Genomic DNA, 19,965 nt, shown 5'->3' on the forward strand with positions numbered 1-19,965 from the left:
TCGCTTAGGAGGCGGGATGTCGAACACCGAACGCTTGGACCAGCCACTGGAGTACAGCGTGCCCGACGTGGTCACGACCGAGGTGGTGGTGCCCACGTGCGACCAGCGTCTCTACAACTACGACATCGCGCCGTCGAAGCGAGAGGGTCGTACCTGGAGTGGCTACAACATTTTCACCCTCTGGGCGAACGACGTGCACAGTCTCGGCAACTACACCTTCGCGATCGGGCTGTTCGCTCTGGGGCTGGGTGGCTGGCAGATCCTGCTGGCGATGGGGTTCGGTTCGCTCTTCCTGCTGGTGCTGCTGACCATCTCCGGATTCGTCGGCTACAAGGTCGGCGTGCCGTTCCCGGTCATGAGCCGAATCAGTTTCGGCGTGCGCGGCGCGCACATCCCCGCGCTGTTCCGGGGCGGTGTGGCCATCGCCTGGTTCGGTATCCAGACCTATCTCGCATCCCTGGTCTGCAACATCCTGGTGCTGGCGCTGTTCCCCGGCGCGAAGACGCTGACCGAGCACAAGCTCCTCGGCCTGAACCAGCTGGGCTGGATCTGCTTCGCCGTGCTGTGGGTGATCCAGGTGATCATCGCCTGCTACGGCATCGAGATGGTCCGCAAGTTCGAGGCGTACTCCGGGCCGATCATCCTGGTCACGTTCCTGCTCATGGCCATTGCCGTGGTCATCCAGGCCAAGGGCCACATCACCTGGGAACCGAAGGCGACGCTGGACGGCAAGCCGTGGGCGTTGCACGGCTGGGACATGTGGCACGAGATCCTCGCCGGAGCCTCCGGCTGGGTCGCCATCTACGGGACGTTCGTGCTCAACTTCTGCGACTTCACCCGCGGGGCCAAGTCGAAACGATCCGTCGTGCTGGGCAACGTCGCCGGCATACCCGTCAACATGCTCTTCTTCGGTTGCATCGTGCTCTTGCTGGCGGGTGGTCGCTTCACCGTTGACGGCCACGTGATCGCCGGCCCCGAGGACGTCGTGCAGACCTTCGCCACGCCGTTCCTCGTACTGGCCTGTCTCGCGTTGGTCGTCCTCACGATCGGCGTCAACCTGATGGCGAACTTCGTCGCCCCGGCATACGCACTGACGAATCTCTCGCCCAAGAAGCTGAACTTCCGCAAGGCGGCCATCATCTCCGGCGTCATCGGGTTCGTCATACTCCCGTGGAACCTCTACAACTCCCCCACGGTGATCAACTACTTCCTCGGTGGTCTGGGTGCCGTCCTAGGTCCGCTCTTCGGCATCGTGATGGCCGACTACTGGGTCCTGCGCAAGCAGAAGGTCAACATTCCCGACCTCTACACGTTCGACCCGGAGGGTGACTACTTCTACAGCAAGGGCGTCAACAAGCGGGCTGTCATCGCGCTGGTGCCCTCGGCTTTGATCTCGATCGCCTTCGCGTTCTCCGGGCAGATCCACGAACTACGCGCACTGAGCACGTACGGGCCGTTCTCCTGGTTCATTGCCGCCGGACTGGCTTTCGTCCTCTACCTCATCGTCGCCGACCGGTCGCGCACCTTCCGTGACGTCGACGGCGAAGCGATCGCCGTGCAAGCCCACCACTGACAGCACATCACCTGACGGCCCACCCCTCACGTCGAAGGAGAACCCTCATGACAACGATCGTCGCGTATCAGCCCGGCGTCACCGGCCTCGAAGCACTGCGCCTGGGAGCCTTCTTCGCGCGCTCGACCAACTCGCGACTGCTGGTCACGATGGTGATGGAAGCGCCATCGGCCCCGTCCGTCGCACGAGTCGACTTTCAGTACACCAGCCTGCTTCGCCAGCAACTGGTCGCTGAGCTGGATGAGGCGAAACGGGATGCCCCGACCGATGTCGAGGTCGACTTCCGCATCCACGACGCTCGCTCGGTGCCCGGTGGCCTCGTCGAACTTGCCGAGCACGAGTCCGCGGATGTGATCGTGGTGGGCAATGCCTCCCGCGGCGTGCTGGGCCGAGTCAGCCTCGGTGGCGTCACCAACCATCTGGTGCACTCGAGCCCTGTCCCGATTGCGTTGGCACCACGGGGTTTTCGCACCCAACAGCAAGATCGGGTGACGCGCGTGAGCGCGGCATACGGCGGTGTCGCCGGCAAGTCCGGCCTCGTTCTCGCCGCAGCGGGTCTCTGCACGGAGATGTCCGCCGAACTACGCCTGACGTCCTTCTCTCTGCAGCCGCGCAGCCTGACGACCGACCTCATCGCGCAGGACGAACTGCGGGCGAGGGTGACGGCTGACGTCCGAGACAGTGCCGTGGAGGCACTGGGAGAAGTGCGCGCTCTCCCGAACGCCCCGAAGATCGGCGAGACCGTCGTCGGGTTCGGAGAGGACTGGGCGGACGCCATCGAGCACGTCGGCTGGGACGACGGTGACGTGCTCGTCGTCGGCTCCAGCGACATGGGTGCCGGACGCCGTGTGTTCCTCGGCTCGACCGGGATGCGCATCGTGCATGAGTCACCCGTTCCGGTGGTCGTCGTGCCAGGCGGCGCCGTCCAGACTCTGGTCGACCGCGCCGAGGAACAGCGGGCAGGGGCGGGCCGATGAAGATCCTGGTGGTCAACGTGAACACGACCGAGACCATGACCAAAACCATCGGTGAGGCCGCGCGCGTTGCCGCCGCACCAGGCACCGAGATCGTTGCGCTCACACCGCATTTCGGCGCGGAGTCCTGCGAGGGCAACCTGGAGAGCTACCTGGCCGCCGTCGCGGTCATGGACGCGGTTGTCGGGTATGACGGCGACTACGACGCCGTCATACAGGCCGGGTATGGCGAGCACGGTCGCGAAGGCCTGCAGGAACTGCTCGACGTGCCGGTCGTCGACATCACCGAGGCCGCTGCATCGACTGCGCAGTTCCTCGGCCACAAGTACAGTGTCGTCACCACGCTGGACCGAACTGTGCCGCTCATCGAGGACCGGCTGATGCTGGCCGGACTCGACCGACGGCTCGCGTCGGTCCGTTCCTCCGGAATGGCAGTGCTGGAGTTGGAATCCGAGCCCGAGCGGGCCATCGAAGCGATCGTGCGCGAATGCGAGCTCGCCGTGACGCAGGACCGCGCCGAGGTCATCTGTCTCGGCTGCGGTGGCATGGCCGACCTGGAAGCTCAGGTCAAGGAACGCACCGGCGTCCCGGTCGTCGACGGCGTGGCCGCTGCCGTCACCATCGCCGAGGGCCTGCACCGACTCGGCCTGCGCACCTCCAAGGTGCGCACGTACGCACCGCCGCGCCCGAAGCGAATCACCGGCTGGCCGATCACAAGTCGCTGACGATTCGTCTCCCGTGGCTACCGCGGGCGGTCGCCGGCGGCGGGTGAGCGGTCACTCCGCGCAAGTCCTGTCGCCCCTGGCGCAAACGTGCAAGTCTGGCCTGTCTGGAGTTCGACGAACTCCTGAACAGACCAAGAATCACGTGATGTTAGGAAGACGCGTGCCTCAGTTGATCGTCACTTACGGCCAGCCCGACGAACCCGCCGCTTTCGACAGTCATTACACGTCGATCCACCAGCCGCTCGTCGACAAGATTCCAGGCCTGCAGGGCTGGCATGCCGGTCATTGCGCCACGACCGACGGTTCCGAGCCGCCCTACTACTTGGTGGCTGTCCTGAACTTCGAGTCGCAGGAAGCGCTCGCTGCCGGAACTGGGTCGCCCCAGGGACAGGCCGCTGTGGCGGACGTCGCCAACTTCGCCACCGGCGGTGCGACGATGCTGGTCACCGACGATCTCGTCGGCTGATCCCACCCGTAGCGATCTGCTGTTCAGTGACCTCGACTGCTGACGCCCTACAACCAGCCGTTGGATTCGGCGATCTGCGCTGCCTCGGCCCGAGTGCGGGCGCCGGTCTTGCCGATGACCGCCGACAGGTGATTGCGCACGGTGCCTTCGGACAGGAAGAGCGCCCCGGCGATGTCGGCGACGGTGCCACCGCCGCGTGCGGTCCGCAGCACGTCGGTCTCGCGCGCGGTCAATGGCGACTCCCCCGCGATCAGGCTGTCCGTGGCCAGCGCTGGGTCGACGACGCGCAGCCCCTGATGCACCCGTCGTACCGCGTCGGCCAGCTCTCGGGCGGGAGTGTCTTTGACCACGAATCCCGCTGCGCCTGCTTGTAATCCGCGCCGCAGATAGCCGGGCCGGCCGAAGGTCGTGACGATCAGCACGCGGATCGTGGGCACAGCCTTGCGCAGCTCGGCGGTCGCGGTGATGCCGTCCATGCCCGGCATTTCGACGTCCATCAGGACCACGTCGGGGTGGCTCTCCCGCGCCGCGGCGACGACTTCGGTGCCGTCACCCACCTCGCTGACGACCGTCAGGTCGGTCTCCAGTTCCAGCAGTGCGGCAAGCGCCCCGCGCACCAGCGCCTGGTCGTCCGCGAGCATCACCTTGATGCTCATGCCATTGCCTCCCCTGACCGTCGCCCGACTGTATGACGCACAGCGTCGGCCTCGGCGTCCGCCCCGACATCAACGTGTGAGATGTCCGAACTCGCAGCGACGGTGACCGAGAACCCATGCGGCTCAACCGATTTGGTGATCAACACTGCGCCGGCGGCAAGTGCCCGCTCCCGCAGCCCGGCCAAGCCATTGCCGTCGCCCTTGCCCCCGGTCGTCCCCACACCATCGTCCTGCACGGTGATGGACGACGGCGTGACGCTGATGGTGCAGGTGGACGCCCTGCTGTGTCGCAGCACGTTGGTGACGCTCTCCCGGACCGTCCACGCGAAGGGTTCGACCAGATCGGCCGGCACCTGATCGAGTGCCGTCGGTGTGCGACCGGTGATGCCGGCCGCCGCGAGCGCCTCCTTCGCCCGGGCCAGCTCGCCGGACAACGAGATCTCCCGATAGCCCTCGACCGCTCGGCGCACGTCCGCGAGCGCGGTCCGCGACAGCCGCTCCAGATCGGCCACTTCGGCGCGGGCCCGTTCAGTCGCACCGGTATCCATCAACCGTCCCGCCAGCTCGGACTTCACGGTGATGACGGTGAGCGAGTGTCCCAGGATGTCGTGCAGGTCTCGCGCCATCCGGTTGCGTTCCTGCTGCACCATCAGGTCGGCGTTGACCCGGCGTGACTCTCGCAGCTGGTGCTGTCGCCGCCCGGCCGTCATACCGACCGAAATGGCGACGGCTCCGAAACCCAGGCCGATGAACGTGCTCGGGTCCGTCGCCCATCCCGCGACGGCCCACAGGATGGGATAAACGGCTCCGACGGCTACGACGACCAACCAGCCGAGCCTCAGTCGCAGGGTCCACAGCCCGGACAACGCGAAGAAGATCGCCGCGGTGTAACCGGGCTGGCCGGTCGCGATCACGCACAGTAGCGCGACCAACGCGAGCAGTGCATAACGGGCCAGATCGACGCGCCGCGGCTCGAAGCCTCTCGGGTTCGCGAGGCGGAAGAACGCTCCTCGGCACTCGTAGAAATGCCAGAGGTAGACCACGCAGAAAAGCGGCACCACGATCACGCCGGCCGTCCCGCCAACCGTGTCGATCCGGCGGATCGAGTCGATGAACGGAGTCAGCATCCAGAAGAGCCAGATGCCGGACCAGAAGAGCATCAGGAAACGGTTGCTGCGCGACTCCTCGGAGTCCTCGTCACGGGCGGCAGCGGCCGACCCCGCAGGACACTGCGGGGTCGGCCGGTCGGCTTTGTCGTTCATCGGGTTCAGTCTGTCAAAGTTCGGTCAGACGCGGCTGGTGTCGCGGCGGAAGCGCCATACGGCACCGGCGAAGAAGAGTCCGATCCACAGCACCGCGCTGACCAACCACATCGGGTCGAACGACCCGCCGAGCATCGGGTAGCGCGCGATCTGCGACAGACCCCACATCGGAGTGAACGAGGCCACAGTGCGCATGGTGTCGCTCATCACCGCGAGCGGGTAGAAAATGCCACCCGCGAAGGCGAGCAGCGAGATGCCCGGGCCCAGGATCTGCATGGCATTCTCGGATGGCACCAGGTAGCCGACGAAGAGACCGAGCGACGCGAAGAGGCTGCCGCAGATCCAGGTCAGCACCAGGGTGATCGGCCAGGCGCCGGTCGACATCGTGGCCCCGGTGGATGCGCCGATGATGAAGACGATGATCACCGGCAGCGCGGCCGTGATCATCGCGGTGATCACCTTGACCGCGATGTATGACGGGCCGCTGAGCGGAGTCAGTCGCAGCTGTCGGCTCCAGCCCTGCGCCCGCTCGACCGCGACGCCGGCCCCGATGGCGCAGGAGGCGGCAAGGGCGCCATACAAAGCGAAGCTGATCATTTCGTAGGTCTTGGGATTGAAGTCCGTCCCCGGCCACCGCCCGGACTGCGGGACGCCGAACGCCACGTAGAAGACCAGCGGCAGCAGAATGGTGAAGATCAGGGTGCGCTTGTTGCGCAGCACCCGCACGAGCTCGATGCGCAACAGTCGCATGTTGAAACCGCCGTGCGCGGGAACCTTGCGATCCAGGTCGATGTGTTCGGCGGTCGGAATCGCCCGAAGTGCTGTGTAGTCGGTCATCGGTCAGGCTCCTTGCTCGTCGTCGCCGGTCAGGGCGATGAAGGCGTCCTCGAGGCCGCGAGCGGTGATCTCCACGTCGCGGGCGTTGGTGTTGGCGAAGAGGAAGCGGGCCACGGCGTCGCTGTCCTTGGAGTGCAGGGTGACCGTGTCGCCTTGCAGCTGGGCGGAATCCACGCCGGGTATGCCGGCCAACTCGCGGTCGCTGAGGCCGGTCATCGTGGCGCGGACGGTGCGACCGGTGGCCATCGCCTTGATCTGCGCGCCCGTGCCGTCGGCGACGATCTGACCCTTCCGGACCAGGATGATCCGGTCGGCATACTGGTCGGCTTCCTCCAGGTAGTGCGTCGCGAAGAGCACCGTGCGTCCGCGCTGCGCATCCTGGCGGATCGCGGACCAGAAGTCGCGGCGACCCGTGACGTCCATGCCGGTGGTCGGCTCATCGAGCACGACCAGCGCCGGATCGGACACCAGTGCCATCGCGAAGCGCAGCCGCTGCTGCTGGCCACCGGAGCACTTCTGCACACGCCGGTCGCCGATGTCGGAGATGCCGGCCCGCTCGAGGCACTCGTCCACCGACCGGGTCTGCACGAAGAGGCTGGCAGTCAGCTCGACGGTCTCGCGGACCGTGAGGTCCTTCAACAGTCCCCCGGTCTGCATGACCGCCGCGACCAGGCCACGGCCGATGGCGTCCCGCGGCTCCATGCCGAAGACCCGCGCACTCCCGGCGCTCGGGGTGGACAGTCCGAGCATCATGTCAATGGTGGTGGTCTTGCCGGCGCCGTTCGGACCGAGGAAGGCGACGATCTCGCCCTGCTCGACGGTCAGGTCGAGGCCGCGCACCGCCTGCACCGACCCGAAATGCTTCTCCAGGCCGACGAGTTCGATCGCCGGCGCCCCCTGTGGATCCGGGATGCTCGTAGCTCCCGGCTGCTGTGTCGTCATCATGTCAAGCACTCTTCCGTAGCCCGCGCCTCCCGGCCCCTGCCGCCGATCATGACGTGCCCATGACATCGGTCATGGGCTGCCCGTCGTGGCAGATATCCTGGGGTGGATGTCAGCTACTTCCCGCCCGACCGTCAGAACGTCGCCGTTCCGTGTCCGCGTCGAACACGCCAGCGATCCGCTGCTGCAGCGGATCGCCCGTGGTCCGCGCGCGCTGCCCGCTGTCGTCGTGCTGCTCCTGCTGGTGATCGGCGCGGTCTTCCGTGGTCTGGTCGGCACGGTCTGCTTCGGCGTCTGCGCTCTTGTCGTCGCATGGCTGCTCTATCTGGCCTGGCCGCGCATCCAGCCGATCGAGCGGATGATGCGCGCGACGGTGCTACTCCTTGCGCTCGCCCTGGCCATCGTCAGCGCTGGGATGTGAACGCCGTGGCAGGCAAGCAGCCGGCCCGGCGCACGACCCGCCAGCAGGTCGCCGTCTCGGAGCAGTTGCGTGACCAGGCGGACTTTGTCTCCGCCCAGGAGCTGCACTCGTCTCTGAAGGACGGCGGCGAATCCGTCGGTCTGGCAACGGTTTACCGGATCCTGCAGACGATGGCGGCCGACGGCGAGCTGGACGTGTTACGCGCCCCGGACGGGGAGTTCATCTACCGCCGGTGCAGCACCGGGCACCACCATCACCTCGTATGCCGCCGCTGTGGCCGCGCCGTCGAGGTGGAAGGCCCGCAAGTGGAACGCTGGGCCGCGACGGTCAGCGCAGAGCACGGTTTCACCGAGGTGGAGCACACCGTGGAGATCTTCGGGGTATGTGCGGACTGCGCGGCTAAGCGCTGACCCGCTGCTGACTTAACCGCGTCCGGATCAACCATTCGGCGCGATGAGTTCGAGTTGCGGGAAGTAGGTTCGGTAGCGCCGAGCATCCCGGGTCAGTAGCCGGTATCCGGCGACGGCAGCGTGTGCGCCGATGTAGAAGTCGGGCAGCGGAGTCGGCTTTGCCCCGCCCCTCTTGCGGTAGGCCAGGAATGCTTTCCCTGCAACGAACCCGGCCGGAAACGGCAGCGGCTCCCTGCGAATACTCGTCTCCGGAAGCACCTCGTCCAGCAACTCGATCGAGGTGAAGCGGACCGAGACTTCCGCATAGACAATCGGATTGATGACCAATCGCCCGGCATCGGCAGCGCGCGAGAGAGTCGTCGCCGACCAGTCGCTCCACCGCGCATCGTCGGTCGTGACATCGAGCAGAACGTTGCTGTCGACCAGTGTCGAGATGTCAGTCATCGCGCAGGAGCGCCATCAGCTCGTCGGTAGTGGGCCCGGATCCGGCTTTGCCGCGCATGCGTGCAACCAGTCGCTCACCGCGGGTGTTCGGCGCGCCGCTGTGCACGATGCGCAAGAAGTCCCCCTCCTCGATGACATCGACCTCATCTCCGTCGACGAAGCCGTGCTTGGCACGCAACTTCGCGGGGATGGTGACCTGTCCCTTGCTGTTAAGTCTCATGGTGTCTCCTATTACGTCTATTACGTAATAGATTACACCCAGGTCAACCAGGCCTTACGCCTACAATTGCTTGTCCCAGCCTGAAGCGAGCCTGTTGTGACTCCCGGCGTGAGGCCGCCGGCGCGTTGTGGTTTTCTGGTCAGGTGCCATCCATGAGGCAGGACCACCGCACTCCCGTGCTGATCGCCCTGGTCCTCAGTATGGCGCTGGTCGCGATGGACACCACGATCGTGGCGACCGCGATCCCGCAGGTCGTCGGCGACCTCGGCGGGATCGACGAGGTGGGCTGGGTCTTCTCGGTCTACCTGCTCGCGCAGACGGTGACGATCCCGATCTACGGAAAGCTGGCCGACCTTTACGGCCGCAAGCCGATCCTGGTCTTCGGTGTGGTGCTGTTCCTCGTCGGGTCGGCCCTGTCGGCCGCGTCGTGGGACATGGTGGCGCTGATCGGTTTCCGCGCCTTGCAAGGACTGGGCGCTGGGTCGATCGGGGCCACGGTCAACACCGTCGCCGGCGACCTCTACACGGTGGAGGAACGCGGCCGGATCCAGGGTTACCTGTCCAGCGTGTGGGGCATCTCGGCAGTGGTGGCCCCGGCGGTCGGCGGCCTCTTCGCGCAGTACGCCTCGTGGCGCTGGATCTTCCTGATCAACCTACCCATCGGCGCACTCGCCCTCGTGCTGATCCTCCGCGGGTTGAACGAGGACGTCGTGCGCACGCGGCATCGCATCGACTACGCCGGAGCAAGCCTGGTGCTGCTGTCGATCGGCCTGCTGATCCTGGGCCTCCTCGAAGGCGGCTCGACCTGGGCGTGGGACTCCGCCGGAAGCATCACGACCTTCGCCGTCGCGCTGGTGGCCGGGGCTGCTGCAGTGCTGGTCGAGCGTCGTGCCGCCGAGCCGATGCTGCCGACGTGGCTGTGGACCCGGCGGCTCACCGTGGCGACATACGCCGCAACGGCCACCGCCGGGATGATCGTGATCGGGCTGTCGGTCTACCTGCCCAACTGGGGCCAACAGGTGCTGGGCCTGTCTCCGGTCGCGGCCGGCTTCATGGCGGCCTCGATGAGCATGACGTGGCCGGTCACCTCCGCCTACTCCGCGCGGCTGTACCTGCGCATCGGGTTCCGCGACACGGCGCTGATCGGGGCGCTGGTGGCGATCGCCGCGGCGATTGGCCTGTCGCTCCTACACTCCGATGCCGCGGTGTGGCAGCCGGTGCTCTGCACCGCGGTCATGGGCGGAGGCATGGGCCTGTTGTTCACCCCACTGATCGTCGGCCTCCAGAACACCGTCGGCTGGTCCCAGCGCGGCACGATCACCGGCGGGACGATGTTCTCCCGATTCCTGGGACAGAGCCTGGGAGCGGCCGCATACGGCGCGATCTTCAACGCGGGTCTACGCGCCCACGCGCATGCGTCGCAGGCAACACGAGTGCACGAGTCGACGCACCTGGTGTTCGTCGGGCTGCTCACCGCCGCTGTGGTGACCTCGGTGCTGCTGGTCGCGTTCGTGCCGCGGCACTTCCCGCCGGCTCCGGCCGATCAGTGACTTTTCAGCTCTTCGATGCGTCGATCGCGCCGCCGAAACGCCGGTCCCGTTCTGCATAGATCTGTATGGCGCGCCACAGGTCTCGCCGGTCGAAGTCGGGCCACAGTGTGTCGAGGAAGACCATCTCGGCATACGCCGACTGCCAGAGCATGAAGTTGCTGGTGCGCTGCTCGCCGGAGGACCGCACGAAGAGGTCGACGTCCGGCATGTCCGGCCAGGTGAGGTTGCGGGCGATGGTTTTCTCGCTGATCGAGGACGGCTTCAGCTTGCCGGCCTGCACCTGCTCGGCGATCCGTCGAGTGGCATCGGCGATCTCGGCGCGGCCGCCGTAGTTGACGCACATCTGCAGGGTCATCACGGTGTTACCGGCCGTGATCTCCTCGGCGCGCTGCAACTCCTTGAGCACCGAGCGCCACAGCCGCGGCCGCTGCCCCGACCAGCGGCAGCGCACGCCCCACGAATGCAGCAGGTCGACCCGGCGGCGGATGACGTCCCGGTTGAAGCCCATCAGGAAGCGCACTTCGTCGGGCGAGCGGCGCCAGTTCTCGGTCGAGAACATGTATGCCGACAGGTTTTTCACGCCCGCGTCGATGCAGCCGGCGATGACATCGATCAGCTGCGCTTCGCCCGCCTCGTGACCCTTGGTGCGCGGCAGCCCGCGCTGGTTGGCCCAGCGGCCGTTGCCGTCCATCACCATCGCGATGTGCTGCGGCACGAGTCGCGCGGGTATGACGGGAGGCGTCGCACCGCTCGGGTGCGCGAAGGGTCGCTCGGTCATCGAGAGGTTTCCAGCGTCGAGGTCCGATCCACGAGACGCAACGATCGCACGCCACGCTCCAGGTGCCACTGCACGTATGCCGCGGCCAACCCGCTGGCCTCCCGGCGGGCGCCCGAGCTGCTCGCATCGGCGACATCCCAGTCACCGGTGAGCAACGCCGCCAGCAACGCGAAGGTCTCCGGTCGCGGGGCCGAGCTGCCCGGTGTGCGGCACGAATAACAAACAGCACCACCGGAAGCCAGGTTGAATGCGCGCTGCGGGCCGGCTGCCCCGCATCCCGCGCAGTCCACGAAGCTGGGCGCCCAGCCGGCGATCGCGACGGCGCGCAACAGGTAGGAGTCCAGCACCAGGGTCGCGTCGTGCTCGCGGTGCGCCAGGGACGCCAGTGCGCCGGCCAGCAGGTTGAACTGCTGTGGCACGGCCTCACGCTCCTCGACCAGCCGCTCGGCGGTCTCCAGCATCGCGCTCGCCGCGGTGAACGCGCCGTAGTCGTGGACCAGGCGCTCGCCATACGGGGCGATGATCTCGGCCTGGGTGACGGTGTCCAGCGAGCGGCCTTCGTAGCACTGCAGATCGACGATCATCCCGGGCTCGAGGCGTGCCCCGAACTTCGACTTGGTGCGGCGCACGCCCTTCGCCACGGCTCTGATCTCGCCACGGCCACGGGTCAGCATGGTGACGATGCGATCGGTCTCCCCCAGCTTGTGGGTGCGCAGCACGATGCCGACGTCGCGATAAGTAGCCATGACGGGTCCATTGTCCCTGATGCCGGGCAGAACGCCCGCAGGCGCGCGGTCCCCGGCATACGCTGCCCCCATGTCACGCACTCGGTATGACGTCATCGTCGTCGGCGGCGGTCACAACGGCCTGACCGCGGCCGCCTATCTGGCCAAGGCGGGGCGGTCCGTCCTGTTGCTGGAGCGGCAGGCCGCCCTCGGTGGCGCGTCGGTGTCGGCCGACGCCTTCCCCGGCATGGGCGCGCACCTGTCGCGCTACTCCTATCTGGTCAGCCTGCTCCCCCAGCAGATCATCGACGACCTGGGCTTGCGGATCTCGTTGAAACGCAGGCGCTTTGCGTCATACACGCCGGTGCCGGGGGTGACACCGGTCTGCTCGTGGATCACGGTGACGCGGCAGCGACCGCGGCGTCCTTCGCAGCTGTCGGCGCCGGTGGCGACGTTGCCGGCTGGGACGACTTCTACGGCCGCGCAAGCCGTATGGCGCAGGCGCTCTGGCCCACCGTGACCGAGCCGCTGCGACGACGCTCCGAAGTCTCCCGCGCCATCGGCGACGACGCGATCGTGCGCGACTTCCTCGACCGGCCGCTCGGTGAGGCCATCGAATCCGCGGTGCAGGACGACCTGGTGCGCGGCGTCATCCTGACCGACGGGTTGATCTCCACCTTCGCCGGCGCCCACGACGCCGACCTGCAGCAGAACATCTGCTTCCTCTACCACGTGATCGGCGGCGGCACCGGCGACTGGGACGTGCCGGTCGGCGGGATGGGTGCCGTGTCCGGCGCACTCGAACAAGCCGCTCGCGACGCGGGAGCCGAGCTCCGCACCGACTGCGAGGTGACCGGCGTCGAGGACGGGTCGGTGCGCTGGGTGCACCGCGACGAGGAGTATGTCGCGGACGCCAAACAGGTGCTGTGGGCAGCGGCGCCGGGAGTGCTCGACGAGTTGCGCGGCCGGACTCCCGCTGCCGCCGAGGGTGCACAGGTCAAGGTCAACCTGCTGCTGAGCCGACTGCCGAAACTGCGCGAGTCCGGCGTCGATCCGGCGGCTGCGTTCGGCGGGACATTCCACATCAACGAGACCTACTCCGGTCTCGAAACTGCTTACCGACAGGCACTTTCCGGCGAGATCCCGTCGCCGATGCCTGCCGAGATCTACTGTCACTCCCTGACCGACCCGAGCATCCTGTCACCGCAGCTGCGGGAGTCCGGTGCGCACACGCTCACCGTCTTCTCGCTGCAAACCCCCGACCGCCTACTTGCCGGCGGAGCCGCCGAGCGCGACCGGTTGCAACGTGCCGTGCTCGACTCGCTCTCCAGTGTGCTGGCCGAGCCCATCGAGGACGTCGTGCTTGCCGACCACGACGGCAATCCGTGCATCGAGACCAAGACCACCCGTGACCTGCAGGACATCCTGCGTATGCCTGGCGGCAACATCTTCCATGGCCCGCTCTCCTGGCCCTGGGCGTCCGATGACGAACCGCTGGACACGCCTGCGCAGCGTTGGGGTGTGGCCACACCGGACGACGGAATCCTGCTGGCAGGAGCGGGATCCCGGCGAGGCGGTGGGGTCAGCGGCCTCGGTGGGTATCACGCCGCGCGCGCCGCACTGGAGACCACAAACGACTAGACATTTGTTCGAATTCCTGTCTACTCTGGAGTCGTGAACATGGCACTCCAAGGGTCATTGCTCGATCAGGTGGACGAGGTCGGACTCCGGCCGCTGGCCGGAGCGATCCGGCGAGTGGAGCTCACGCGTGGCGCGTGGATCGACCTGCGGCCCGGGTGGCTGACCGGCGCGGACGAGCTCTTCACCCGCCTGTCGCTGGGCGGTAGTGCGGGCGTCGATTGGCAGGGCGAGCGACGGCAGATGTACGACCGCGAGGTCGCCACTCCCCGATTGCTGCGCTTCTACCACCAACACGAGAAGCTGCCCGATCCGGTTCTGACACAGGCGCGTTCGGCGTTATCAGAGCATTACGCGAAGGAGCTCGGCGAGCCTTTCACGACGGCCGGCATGTGTCTCTATCGCGACGGTCGTGACTCGGTGGCGTGGCACGGTGACCGCATCGGTCGCTCCAACACCCAGGACACGATGATCGCGATCGTGTCGGTCGGTCAGCCACGCACCTTCGCGATGCGCCCCGTGTGTGGTGGCGCGTCGATCCGCCATACGCTCGGGCACGGCGACCTCATCGTCATGGGTGGCTCGGCTCAGCGCACCTGGGAGCACGCCATCCCCAAGAGCACCAAGGCGACCGGGCCGCGGATCAGCATCCAGTTCCGCCCCTACGACGTGCGCTGAGCTCCACGGAGCCTTCGGGGCCGAGTCGCGCACGTACCTGCGAGCCGCACACCTGCAGGTGGGCGACTCGGTGTTACGTGTGCGACTCGAAGGTTGTCCACTCGCTCCATCCCTGGTCACCCATCGCGCAGCCGCAATATCTGGCGAAACCGAACACACGCTGCCTGGGCACCACTACAGTCCGCGCATGAATCACTCCACCATGACCCGACGACTGGTCATTGCGGGCGGGCTCTCGACGGCTGGCGCGGCGCTGCTCGGAACCTCGCCCGCCGACGCCGCGACCATGACGGCGGCGCAACTGACCGCGAAACTGAAGGCGTACCAAGCCAGTCGGGGCGGCACCTTCAGCGTTGCCCTCTACGACCGGCGCAACTACAAGACGTTCAGCTACCAGGGGACCTGGCGCAACGAAACCCTCAGCATCGTCAAGGTTCTGATCATGGCGACGGTGCTGCGCCGGTGCCAGGAGCGCCACGTCAACCTGACCACGACGCAGGTCGCGCAGGCCTACGCGATGATCACCCGGAGCGACAACACGGCGGCGAACGCATTGCTGAGCTGGGCCGGCGTCTCGAACGTCCGACGCGTGGCCGGGCTCTACGGGATGAAGAGCACCGTCATACAGGGCGGCACGACCGCGGGTGCGAGCAACTGGTGGGGCTACTCCACGACCACGGCCCAGGACCAGATCGTGCTGATGACCGGCATCATCTGGGGCACCTCGGTGATCTCAGTAGCCAATCGCGAATATCTCAAACGCCTTATGGCACAGGTGATTTCATCGCAACGCTGGGGTGTGAGCGCTCCCCGTTGCCGACGAGCAATGTCTGGAACACCAAGAACGGCTGGGGGCCGCGCACCGGCGGCTACCGGCTGAACTCGATCGGCCACATCTATGGCAACGGCCGGAACTACAACGCAGTGATACTGAGCCGGGCGCCGAGCGGGTTCTATTACGGCCGGGACACCGTCAACGGCGTCTCGAAGATTCTGTATGCCGCCCTGGCACAGCCACTGGCCTGATCCTTCGTTCGTCCTGACCCCGTACCGTGGCTGGGCATGGGCAAACCCACGGTGAGTCGCCGCCTGCTGGTCGCAGGCGGACTCGGAGTCGGCGGGGCCGTGCTGGTCGGAGTCGCGGAACACCAGGCACACGGTCCCGGGAAGTCGTCGGCGACGCGCAGTGCCACGCCGTCGATCGACGCACCGCTGTCCTCCTCCACGACAGCTACGGCAAGTGCACCGCCAACCGTGTCCACCCCGCGGACCCCAGCCCAGCTCAGCGCGAAACTCGAGGCATACCAACGCAGCCGAGGCATCCGTCTCGGAGTCGCGCTCTACGACCATCGGGTCAACGCGACCTTCACCCACGAGGGCAGCTGGCGCACGGAGACGTTCAGCATCATCAAGGTGCTGCTCCTGGCGGCCGTGCTGCGACGGTGCCAGGAGCAGTCGCTCAGCCTGACCCCGGAGCAGGCCGGCCTGGCACGCGCGATGATGGCCGAGAGCGACAACAAGGCCGCCGACGCTCTGCTGACTTGGGTCGGCGTCGCACAGGTGCGGCGGGTCGCCCGGCTCTTCGGCCTCACGAGCACCGTCATACGAGAAGGGACGACGGAAGGCTCCAGCAACTGGTGGGGCTACTCGACGACGACACCCACCGACCAGCTCAAGCTGCTCCGCGGCATCTGGACCACCCGGATCCTCACGGCGGCAAACCGCGATTATCTGAAAACACCTGATGACAGAAGTGATTCCGTCGCAACGCTGGGGCGTGTGCTCCCCGCCGCTGCCATCGACCGTCGCGTGGAACACGAAGAACGGCTGGGGCAGTCGCGATGACGGCTACCGCACCAATTCGATCGGGCACATCGCCGGCAACGGTCGCGATTACAGCGCCGCCATCCTCACTCGCACACCGCACCGCCGCGGATACGTGGTCGCCCGCGATTACACAGCCGAACGCAGCCGCGCGTTCGAGACGGCCAGTGACATTTCGGAGATCTTGTATGACGCCATGGCGTCACCATTGCGCTGAGTCTCAGGAACCCGCGATGGACGCGATGACGACCACGAGGATCACGATCAGCACCAGGACCGCGATCAACCCGATGAAGAAGCCCTTGCCACCACGCTTCTGCTTGGTGGGGCCCATCGCACCCTTCAGGAACTGGATCATCGGCGCCGCGTAGAAGACCGGCACCGACTGGCCGGGCTGCACATCGACGTCGTATGACGCCTGACCGTATTTCACCAGCCAGGTTGCGTACGCGCTGACCGTGTGTCGTCCGGCCGGGACCGGCAGCCGGTTGAGTCCGTATGACGCCGGTACCGGGAAACCGTCGATCTGCACCTGCGGGGTCAGCATGTTGGAGGTCAACGCGTTGCCCTGCAACGTCAGCTCGATGGTGCCTTCCGGCCCGAACTGGCCCTGCTGCTGGTAGCCCTGCGGCTGCTGCCCATAGCCCTGCTGCGGAAAGCCTTGCGGCTGCTGGTAACCCTGCGGCGAGGGGGCTGCTGCCACATCGGTGGCTGACCGGGTGCTTGCTGGTTGCCATCGGGCGTCTGCCATAGGTTGTTCGAAGGGTCCCCTGGTTGTGTCATGCCCGAGAGCTTAAGGCTTGGCCGCAATTCGGTCGCGAGTTGTCCGGATGCGCCCCTAATGTCCTTGGGTATGACGACTCCCGACTTCCTGGCCACCATCCGTAACGAATCCGCACTGTTCCGTGCGGCACTGGCCGACTGCCCCGACCGCACGGTGCCGACCTGTCCCGACTGGTCGACCGATGACTTGTTGTGGCACCTCGCGGAGGTGCAGTGGTTCTGGGGCACGATCGTGTCCCAGAACGTCTCCGAACCCGACGGGCTCGACCACCCGCAGCGACCGGAGGGCCACGAGTCGACACTCACGGCCTTCGACGACGCGAGCAAGGCGCTGCAGGAGACTTTGGATGCCACTCCGGCGGGCGACACACGTTGGATGTGGACGGTGGACGAGGCCCTGCACACGGCCGGTTACATCCGCCGCCGCCAGGCACACGAAGCGCTGATCCATCGGGTCGACGCCGAGCTCACTGCTGGCGGCGATGTTTCGGCCATCGATCCCGACCTCGGTGCCGATGGCATCGACGAGGTCGTCGACGTGATGTACGGCCGCGACCACCCGTTGGTGACCTTCGCTCCGGCCAAGGACCGGGTGGTCGAGCTGGTCGCCGCCGACGTCGATCGTCGCTGGGTGCTGCAGCTCGGTCGAGAAACCGCCACGATCGACGGCGAGGAGATCGATGACGCCAACTTCCGCTCGGCGCCGAATGCCACTGCGACGGCTACCATCTCGGGCACCGCAGCAGACCTGGACCTTTGGCTCTGGAACCGCCCGACCCATGCCGATCTCGCCCGTTCCGGTGATCAGGCAACGCTCGATGCCATGGACGAAGTGCTCACCGAAGGTATGCAGTAGCTACTCCGCCTGCAGAATCCACTCGAGGTCAGCGAGTGGCCGCTCTCAAGATGAACCTCGATGATCCGCAGCGCCAGCGAGCGCCGGAGCCCGGCGGTCTCCTCCCAGGGACCGCCGAGCATCGTGCGCAGCACGTCGATGTCGAGATTCAGCGTGCCAGGACGAGCGGCGACATACTCACGGGCGAGCGTCGACTTGCCCACGCCGGGAACCCCATTGAGCAGGATCAGCCTGGGACGCCGGTTTCGATACGTCTCCCCCACTTCGTTCCTCCGACTACTCAACCCGCAACGGCCGCGTCGCGCTCGGCGCGGTTGATCGCGGACAGGATCGCGGTGAGCGACGCCTTCACGATCGAGCTGTGCACGCCGACACCCCAGAGGACGCGGTCTCCGATCGCGCATTCGAGGTATGCCGCAGCGCGGGCGTCGCCACCGGTCGACAGGGTGTGCTCGGCGTAGTCCAGCACCCGGACGTCGACATCGATCGTCGCGAGCGCAGCGATGAACGCGTCGATCGGACCATTGCCTTCGCCCTCCACGGTGATCTGCTCACCGTGATCGGTCATCTTCGCGACGATGCGGTCGCGACCGTCCTCGCCGCTCTCGAGGGTGTGCGTCACCGGCTGGAAGCGGCCCCAGGCGGATTCGCCCTCGCCGGTGCTCGGCAGGTATTCGTCCTGGAACGCTTCCCAGAGACGTTCGGCCGTAACCTCGCCACCGGCTGCGTCGGTGTGCTGCTGCACCACGGCGCTGAACTCGATCTGCAGTCGGCGTGGCAGATCCAGCTGGTGCTCGGTCTTGAGCAGGTAGGCGACGCCGCCCTTGCCCGACTGGCTGTTGACGCGTACGACCGCTTCGTAGGAACGCCCCACGTCGTGCGGGTCGATCGGCAGGTAGGGCACGCCCCACACCAGGTCGTTGATCGACTTGCCCGTCTCCGCCTCCTGGCGCTGCATGTCGGCGAAGCCCTTGTTGATGGCGTCCTGGTGCGATCCGGAGAACGCGGTGAAGACCAGGTCCCCGCCATACGGGTGACGCTCGTGCACCGGCAACTGGTTGCAGTGCTCGACGGTGCGTCGGATCTCGTCGATGTTGGAGAAGTCGATCTGCGGGTCGATGCCCTGGCTGAAGAGGTTCAGACCCAGGGTGACCAGGTCGACGTTGCCGGTCCGCTCGCCGTTGCCGAAGAGGCAGCCCTCGATGCGGTCCGCGCCCGCCTGATAGCCCAATTCCGCTGCGGCAACACCGGTTCCGCGGTCGTTGTGCGGGTGCAGACTCAGCATCACTGACTCGCGACGATCCAGGTGCGCCGACATCCACTCGATCGAGTCGGCGTAGACGTTCGGAGTGGCCATCTCCACCGTCGCCGGCAGGTTGATGATCATCTGGTGGTCCGGTGTCGGGTCGATGATCTCGATGACCGCGTTGCAGATCCGGGCCGCGAACTCCAGCTCGGTGCCTGTGTAGGACTCTGGCGAATACTCGTAATAGACGTCGGTGTCCGGGATCGTCTCCTCGAGCTTCTTGACCAAACGTGCGGCCTGCGTGGCGATGTCCACGATGCCGTCCTCGCCCAGGCCGAAGACCACCCGGCGTTGCAGGATGCTGGTCGAGTTGTAGAAGTGCACGATCGCCTGCTTGGCGCCGCGGATCGAGTCGAACGTCCGCTCGATCAGCTGGTCACGGCACTGCGTCAGCACCTGGATCGTGACGTCGTCGGGGATATGGCCGCCCTCGATCAACTCACGCACGAAGTCGAAGTCGGTCTGGCTGGCGCTGGGGAAGCCGACCTCAATCTCCTTGTAGCCCATGGCAACCAGCAGGTCGAACATCCGCTTCTTGCGCTCGGCGTTCATCGGGTCGATGAGGGCCTGGTTGCCGTCCCGCAGGTCGACCGCACACCAGCGCGGTGCCTTGCTGATGATCTTGCTCGGCCACTGGCGGTCAGGGAGTTCGACCTTGATCTGCTCGTGGAACGGTACGTATTTGCCGGTCGGCAGGGAGGTCGGCTGCTGAGGGTGCTTCATGACTCGCCTTCTTGGTGGGTGCTGGGCTTCGGCCCGGGCAGCAAGCACTCCGCGGCGAGGACGGCCGAATCAGGCCTCGCCGCGGCAGCCAAGAAGGAGGTCGTATGCCGCACGCACGTCCCGGATTTTACGGCACGGAGCCGAACCCTGTCCACGAGACGGACTGCACGTCCA

The 19,965-nt window shown here is 66.6% G+C and carries 23 protein-coding genes and 1 pseudogene; 13 read left to right on the forward strand and 11 right to left on the reverse strand.

Features of this window, described 5'->3' with window-relative positions:
• Positions 1–16 precede the first annotated feature (16 nt).
• The 4 genes from ACFQDH_RS20595 to ACFQDH_RS20610 all read left to right on the forward strand — a co-directional run bounded on the left by ACFQDH_RS20595 (position 17) and on the right by ACFQDH_RS20610 (position 3,738).
• The gene (locus tag ACFQDH_RS20595; RefSeq protein WP_382404241.1) at positions 17–1,573 is read left to right on the forward strand and encodes an NCS1 family nucleobase:cation symporter-1; all 1,557 of its coding nucleotides are present in this window, start codon (positions 17–19) and stop codon (positions 1,571–1,573) included.
• 47 nt (positions 1,574–1,620) lie between these two features.
• Positions 1,621–2,550, forward strand: coding sequence for a universal stress protein (locus tag ACFQDH_RS20600; RefSeq protein ID WP_382404242.1), 930 nt, complete (start codon positions 1,621–1,623; stop codon positions 2,548–2,550).
• Entirely contained in the window at positions 2,547–3,272 is a 726-nt protein-coding gene (locus ACFQDH_RS20605) for an aspartate/glutamate racemase family protein (RefSeq protein ID WP_382404244.1), read from the forward strand. The genes ACFQDH_RS20600 and ACFQDH_RS20605 overlap by 4 nt, the downstream gene beginning before the upstream one ends.
• 160 nt (positions 3,273–3,432) lie before the next feature.
• Positions 3,433–3,738 carry an EthD family reductase gene (locus ACFQDH_RS20610; RefSeq protein ID WP_382404245.1) on the forward strand — a complete coding sequence of 102 codons (306 nt, stop codon included), beginning with the start codon at positions 3,433–3,435 and terminating at the stop codon, positions 3,736–3,738.
• A gap of 47 nt (positions 3,739–3,785) precedes the next feature.
• Here the strand turns inward: ACFQDH_RS20610 and ACFQDH_RS20615 are convergent, their stop codons facing one another.
• Genes ACFQDH_RS20615 through ACFQDH_RS20630 form a run of 4 tightly spaced genes read right to left on the reverse strand, consistent with a single transcriptional unit; the run spans position 3,786 to position 7,438 of the window.
• Positions 3,786–4,394 (reverse strand): response regulator, encoded by a 609-nt coding sequence (locus ACFQDH_RS20615; protein WP_382404246.1) that lies wholly within the window; start codon positions 4,392–4,394, stop codon positions 3,786–3,788.
• The gene (locus tag ACFQDH_RS20620) at positions 4,391–5,656 is read right to left on the reverse strand and encodes a sensor histidine kinase (RefSeq protein ID WP_382404247.1); all 1,266 of its coding nucleotides are present in this window, start codon (positions 5,654–5,656) and stop codon (positions 4,391–4,393) included. The genes ACFQDH_RS20615 and ACFQDH_RS20620 overlap by 4 nt, the downstream gene beginning before the upstream one ends.
• Positions 5,657–5,680: 24 nt before the next feature.
• Entirely contained in the window at positions 5,681–6,493 is an 813-nt protein-coding gene (locus ACFQDH_RS20625) for an ABC transporter permease (protein ID WP_382404248.1), read from the reverse strand.
• A 3-nt stretch (positions 6,494–6,496) separates the two neighbouring features.
• Entirely contained in the window at positions 6,497–7,438 is a 942-nt protein-coding gene (locus ACFQDH_RS20630) for an ABC transporter ATP-binding protein (RefSeq protein WP_382404249.1), read from the reverse strand.
• A 106-nt stretch (positions 7,439–7,544) separates the two neighbouring features.
• Here ACFQDH_RS20630 and ACFQDH_RS20635 point away from each other — a divergent pair, with 106 nt between their 5' ends.
• Positions 7,545–7,856 carry a DUF6703 family protein gene (locus ACFQDH_RS20635; protein ID WP_382404250.1) on the forward strand — a complete coding sequence of 104 codons (312 nt, stop codon included), beginning with the start codon at positions 7,545–7,547 and terminating at the stop codon, positions 7,854–7,856.
• Between the two features lie 5 nt (positions 7,857–7,861).
• Positions 7,862–8,266, forward strand: coding sequence for a Fur family transcriptional regulator (locus tag ACFQDH_RS20640; RefSeq protein ID WP_382404251.1), 405 nt, complete (start codon positions 7,862–7,864; stop codon positions 8,264–8,266).
• A 27-nt stretch (positions 8,267–8,293) separates the two neighbouring features.
• On the opposite strand, the gene ACFQDH_RS20645 is transcribed toward ACFQDH_RS20640, so the two are convergent.
• Positions 8,294–8,710 (reverse strand): type II toxin-antitoxin system VapC family toxin, encoded by a 417-nt coding sequence (locus ACFQDH_RS20645; protein WP_382404252.1) that lies wholly within the window; start codon positions 8,708–8,710, stop codon positions 8,294–8,296.
• Entirely contained in the window at positions 8,703–8,930 is a 228-nt protein-coding gene (locus ACFQDH_RS20650; RefSeq protein WP_382404253.1) for an AbrB/MazE/SpoVT family DNA-binding domain-containing protein, read from the reverse strand. The genes ACFQDH_RS20645 and ACFQDH_RS20650 overlap by 8 nt, the downstream gene beginning before the upstream one ends.
• A gap of 152 nt (positions 8,931–9,082) precedes the next feature.
• On the opposite strand from ACFQDH_RS20650, the gene ACFQDH_RS20655 reads away from it, so the two are divergent.
• On the forward strand, positions 9,083–10,480 hold the full coding sequence (locus ACFQDH_RS20655) for an MDR family MFS transporter (RefSeq protein ID WP_382404254.1): 1,398 nt from the start codon (positions 9,083–9,085) through the stop codon (positions 10,478–10,480).
• A 4-nt stretch (positions 10,481–10,484) separates the two neighbouring features.
• Here ACFQDH_RS20655 and ACFQDH_RS20660 read toward each other — a convergent pair whose 3' ends face one another.
• The gene (locus tag ACFQDH_RS20660) at positions 10,485–11,258 is read right to left on the reverse strand and encodes an isoprenyl transferase (RefSeq protein ID WP_382404255.1); all 774 of its coding nucleotides are present in this window, start codon (positions 11,256–11,258) and stop codon (positions 10,485–10,487) included.
• Positions 11,255–12,004, reverse strand: coding sequence for a DNA repair protein RecO (recO, locus tag ACFQDH_RS20665; protein ID WP_382404256.1), 750 nt, complete (start codon positions 12,002–12,004; stop codon positions 11,255–11,257). Before recO ends, ACFQDH_RS20660 begins: the two co-directional genes overlap by 4 nt.
• Positions 12,005–12,074: 70 nt before the next feature.
• Between recO and ACFQDH_RS20670 the strand changes: the two are divergent.
• The 5 genes and pseudogenes from ACFQDH_RS20670 to ACFQDH_RS20690 all read left to right on the forward strand — a co-directional run bounded on the left by ACFQDH_RS20670 (position 12,075) and on the right by ACFQDH_RS20690 (position 16,144).
• Positions 12,075–13,624, forward strand: a pseudogene (locus tag ACFQDH_RS20670) (phytoene desaturase family protein).
• A gap of 39 nt (positions 13,625–13,663) precedes the next feature.
• The gene (locus ACFQDH_RS20675) at positions 13,664–14,299 is read left to right on the forward strand and encodes an alpha-ketoglutarate-dependent dioxygenase AlkB (RefSeq protein WP_382404920.1); all 636 of its coding nucleotides are present in this window, start codon (positions 13,664–13,666) and stop codon (positions 14,297–14,299) included.
• Between the two features lie 187 nt (positions 14,300–14,486).
• On the forward strand, positions 14,487–15,179 hold the full coding sequence (locus tag ACFQDH_RS20680) for a serine hydrolase (protein WP_382404257.1): 693 nt from the start codon (positions 14,487–14,489) through the stop codon (positions 15,177–15,179).
• Positions 15,113–15,325 (forward strand): hypothetical protein, encoded by a 213-nt coding sequence (locus tag ACFQDH_RS20685; protein ID WP_382404258.1) that lies wholly within the window; start codon positions 15,113–15,115, stop codon positions 15,323–15,325. The genes ACFQDH_RS20680 and ACFQDH_RS20685 overlap by 67 nt, the downstream gene beginning before the upstream one ends.
• 36 nt (positions 15,326–15,361) lie before the next feature.
• Positions 15,362–16,144: a serine hydrolase gene (locus ACFQDH_RS20690; protein ID WP_382404259.1), complete on the forward strand. Its 783-nt coding sequence runs from the start codon at positions 15,362–15,364 to the stop codon at positions 16,142–16,144.
• Between the two features lie 199 nt (positions 16,145–16,343).
• Here ACFQDH_RS20690 and ACFQDH_RS20695 read toward each other — a convergent pair whose 3' ends face one another.
• The gene (locus tag ACFQDH_RS20695) at positions 16,344–16,826 is read right to left on the reverse strand and encodes a hypothetical protein (protein ID WP_382404261.1); all 483 of its coding nucleotides are present in this window, start codon (positions 16,824–16,826) and stop codon (positions 16,344–16,346) included.
• A 150-nt stretch (positions 16,827–16,976) separates the two neighbouring features.
• Here ACFQDH_RS20695 and ACFQDH_RS20700 point away from each other — a divergent pair, with 150 nt between their 5' ends.
• Complete coding sequence (locus tag ACFQDH_RS20700) at positions 16,977–17,762, forward strand: maleylpyruvate isomerase family mycothiol-dependent enzyme (protein ID WP_382404262.1); 786 nt, start codon at positions 16,977–16,979, stop codon at positions 17,760–17,762.
• On the opposite strand, the gene ACFQDH_RS20705 is transcribed toward ACFQDH_RS20700, so the two are convergent.
• Together ACFQDH_RS20705 and leuA are read right to left on the reverse strand one after the other, a co-directional pair.
• Positions 17,711–18,025 (reverse strand): AAA family ATPase, encoded by a 315-nt coding sequence (locus tag ACFQDH_RS20705; RefSeq protein ID WP_382404264.1) that lies wholly within the window; start codon positions 18,023–18,025, stop codon positions 17,711–17,713. The genes ACFQDH_RS20700 and ACFQDH_RS20705 overlap by 52 nt on opposite strands.
• A 17-nt stretch (positions 18,026–18,042) precedes the next feature.
• Positions 18,043–19,791 (reverse strand): 2-isopropylmalate synthase, encoded by a 1,749-nt coding sequence (gene leuA / locus ACFQDH_RS20710; protein ID WP_382404265.1) that lies wholly within the window; start codon positions 19,789–19,791, stop codon positions 18,043–18,045.
• Between the last annotated feature and the right edge of the window lie 174 nt (positions 19,792–19,965).

The organism is Flexivirga alba, from assembly GCF_042661025.1.
Taxonomy (GTDB): domain Bacteria; phylum Actinomycetota; class Actinomycetes; order Actinomycetales; family Dermatophilaceae; genus Flexivirga; species Flexivirga alba.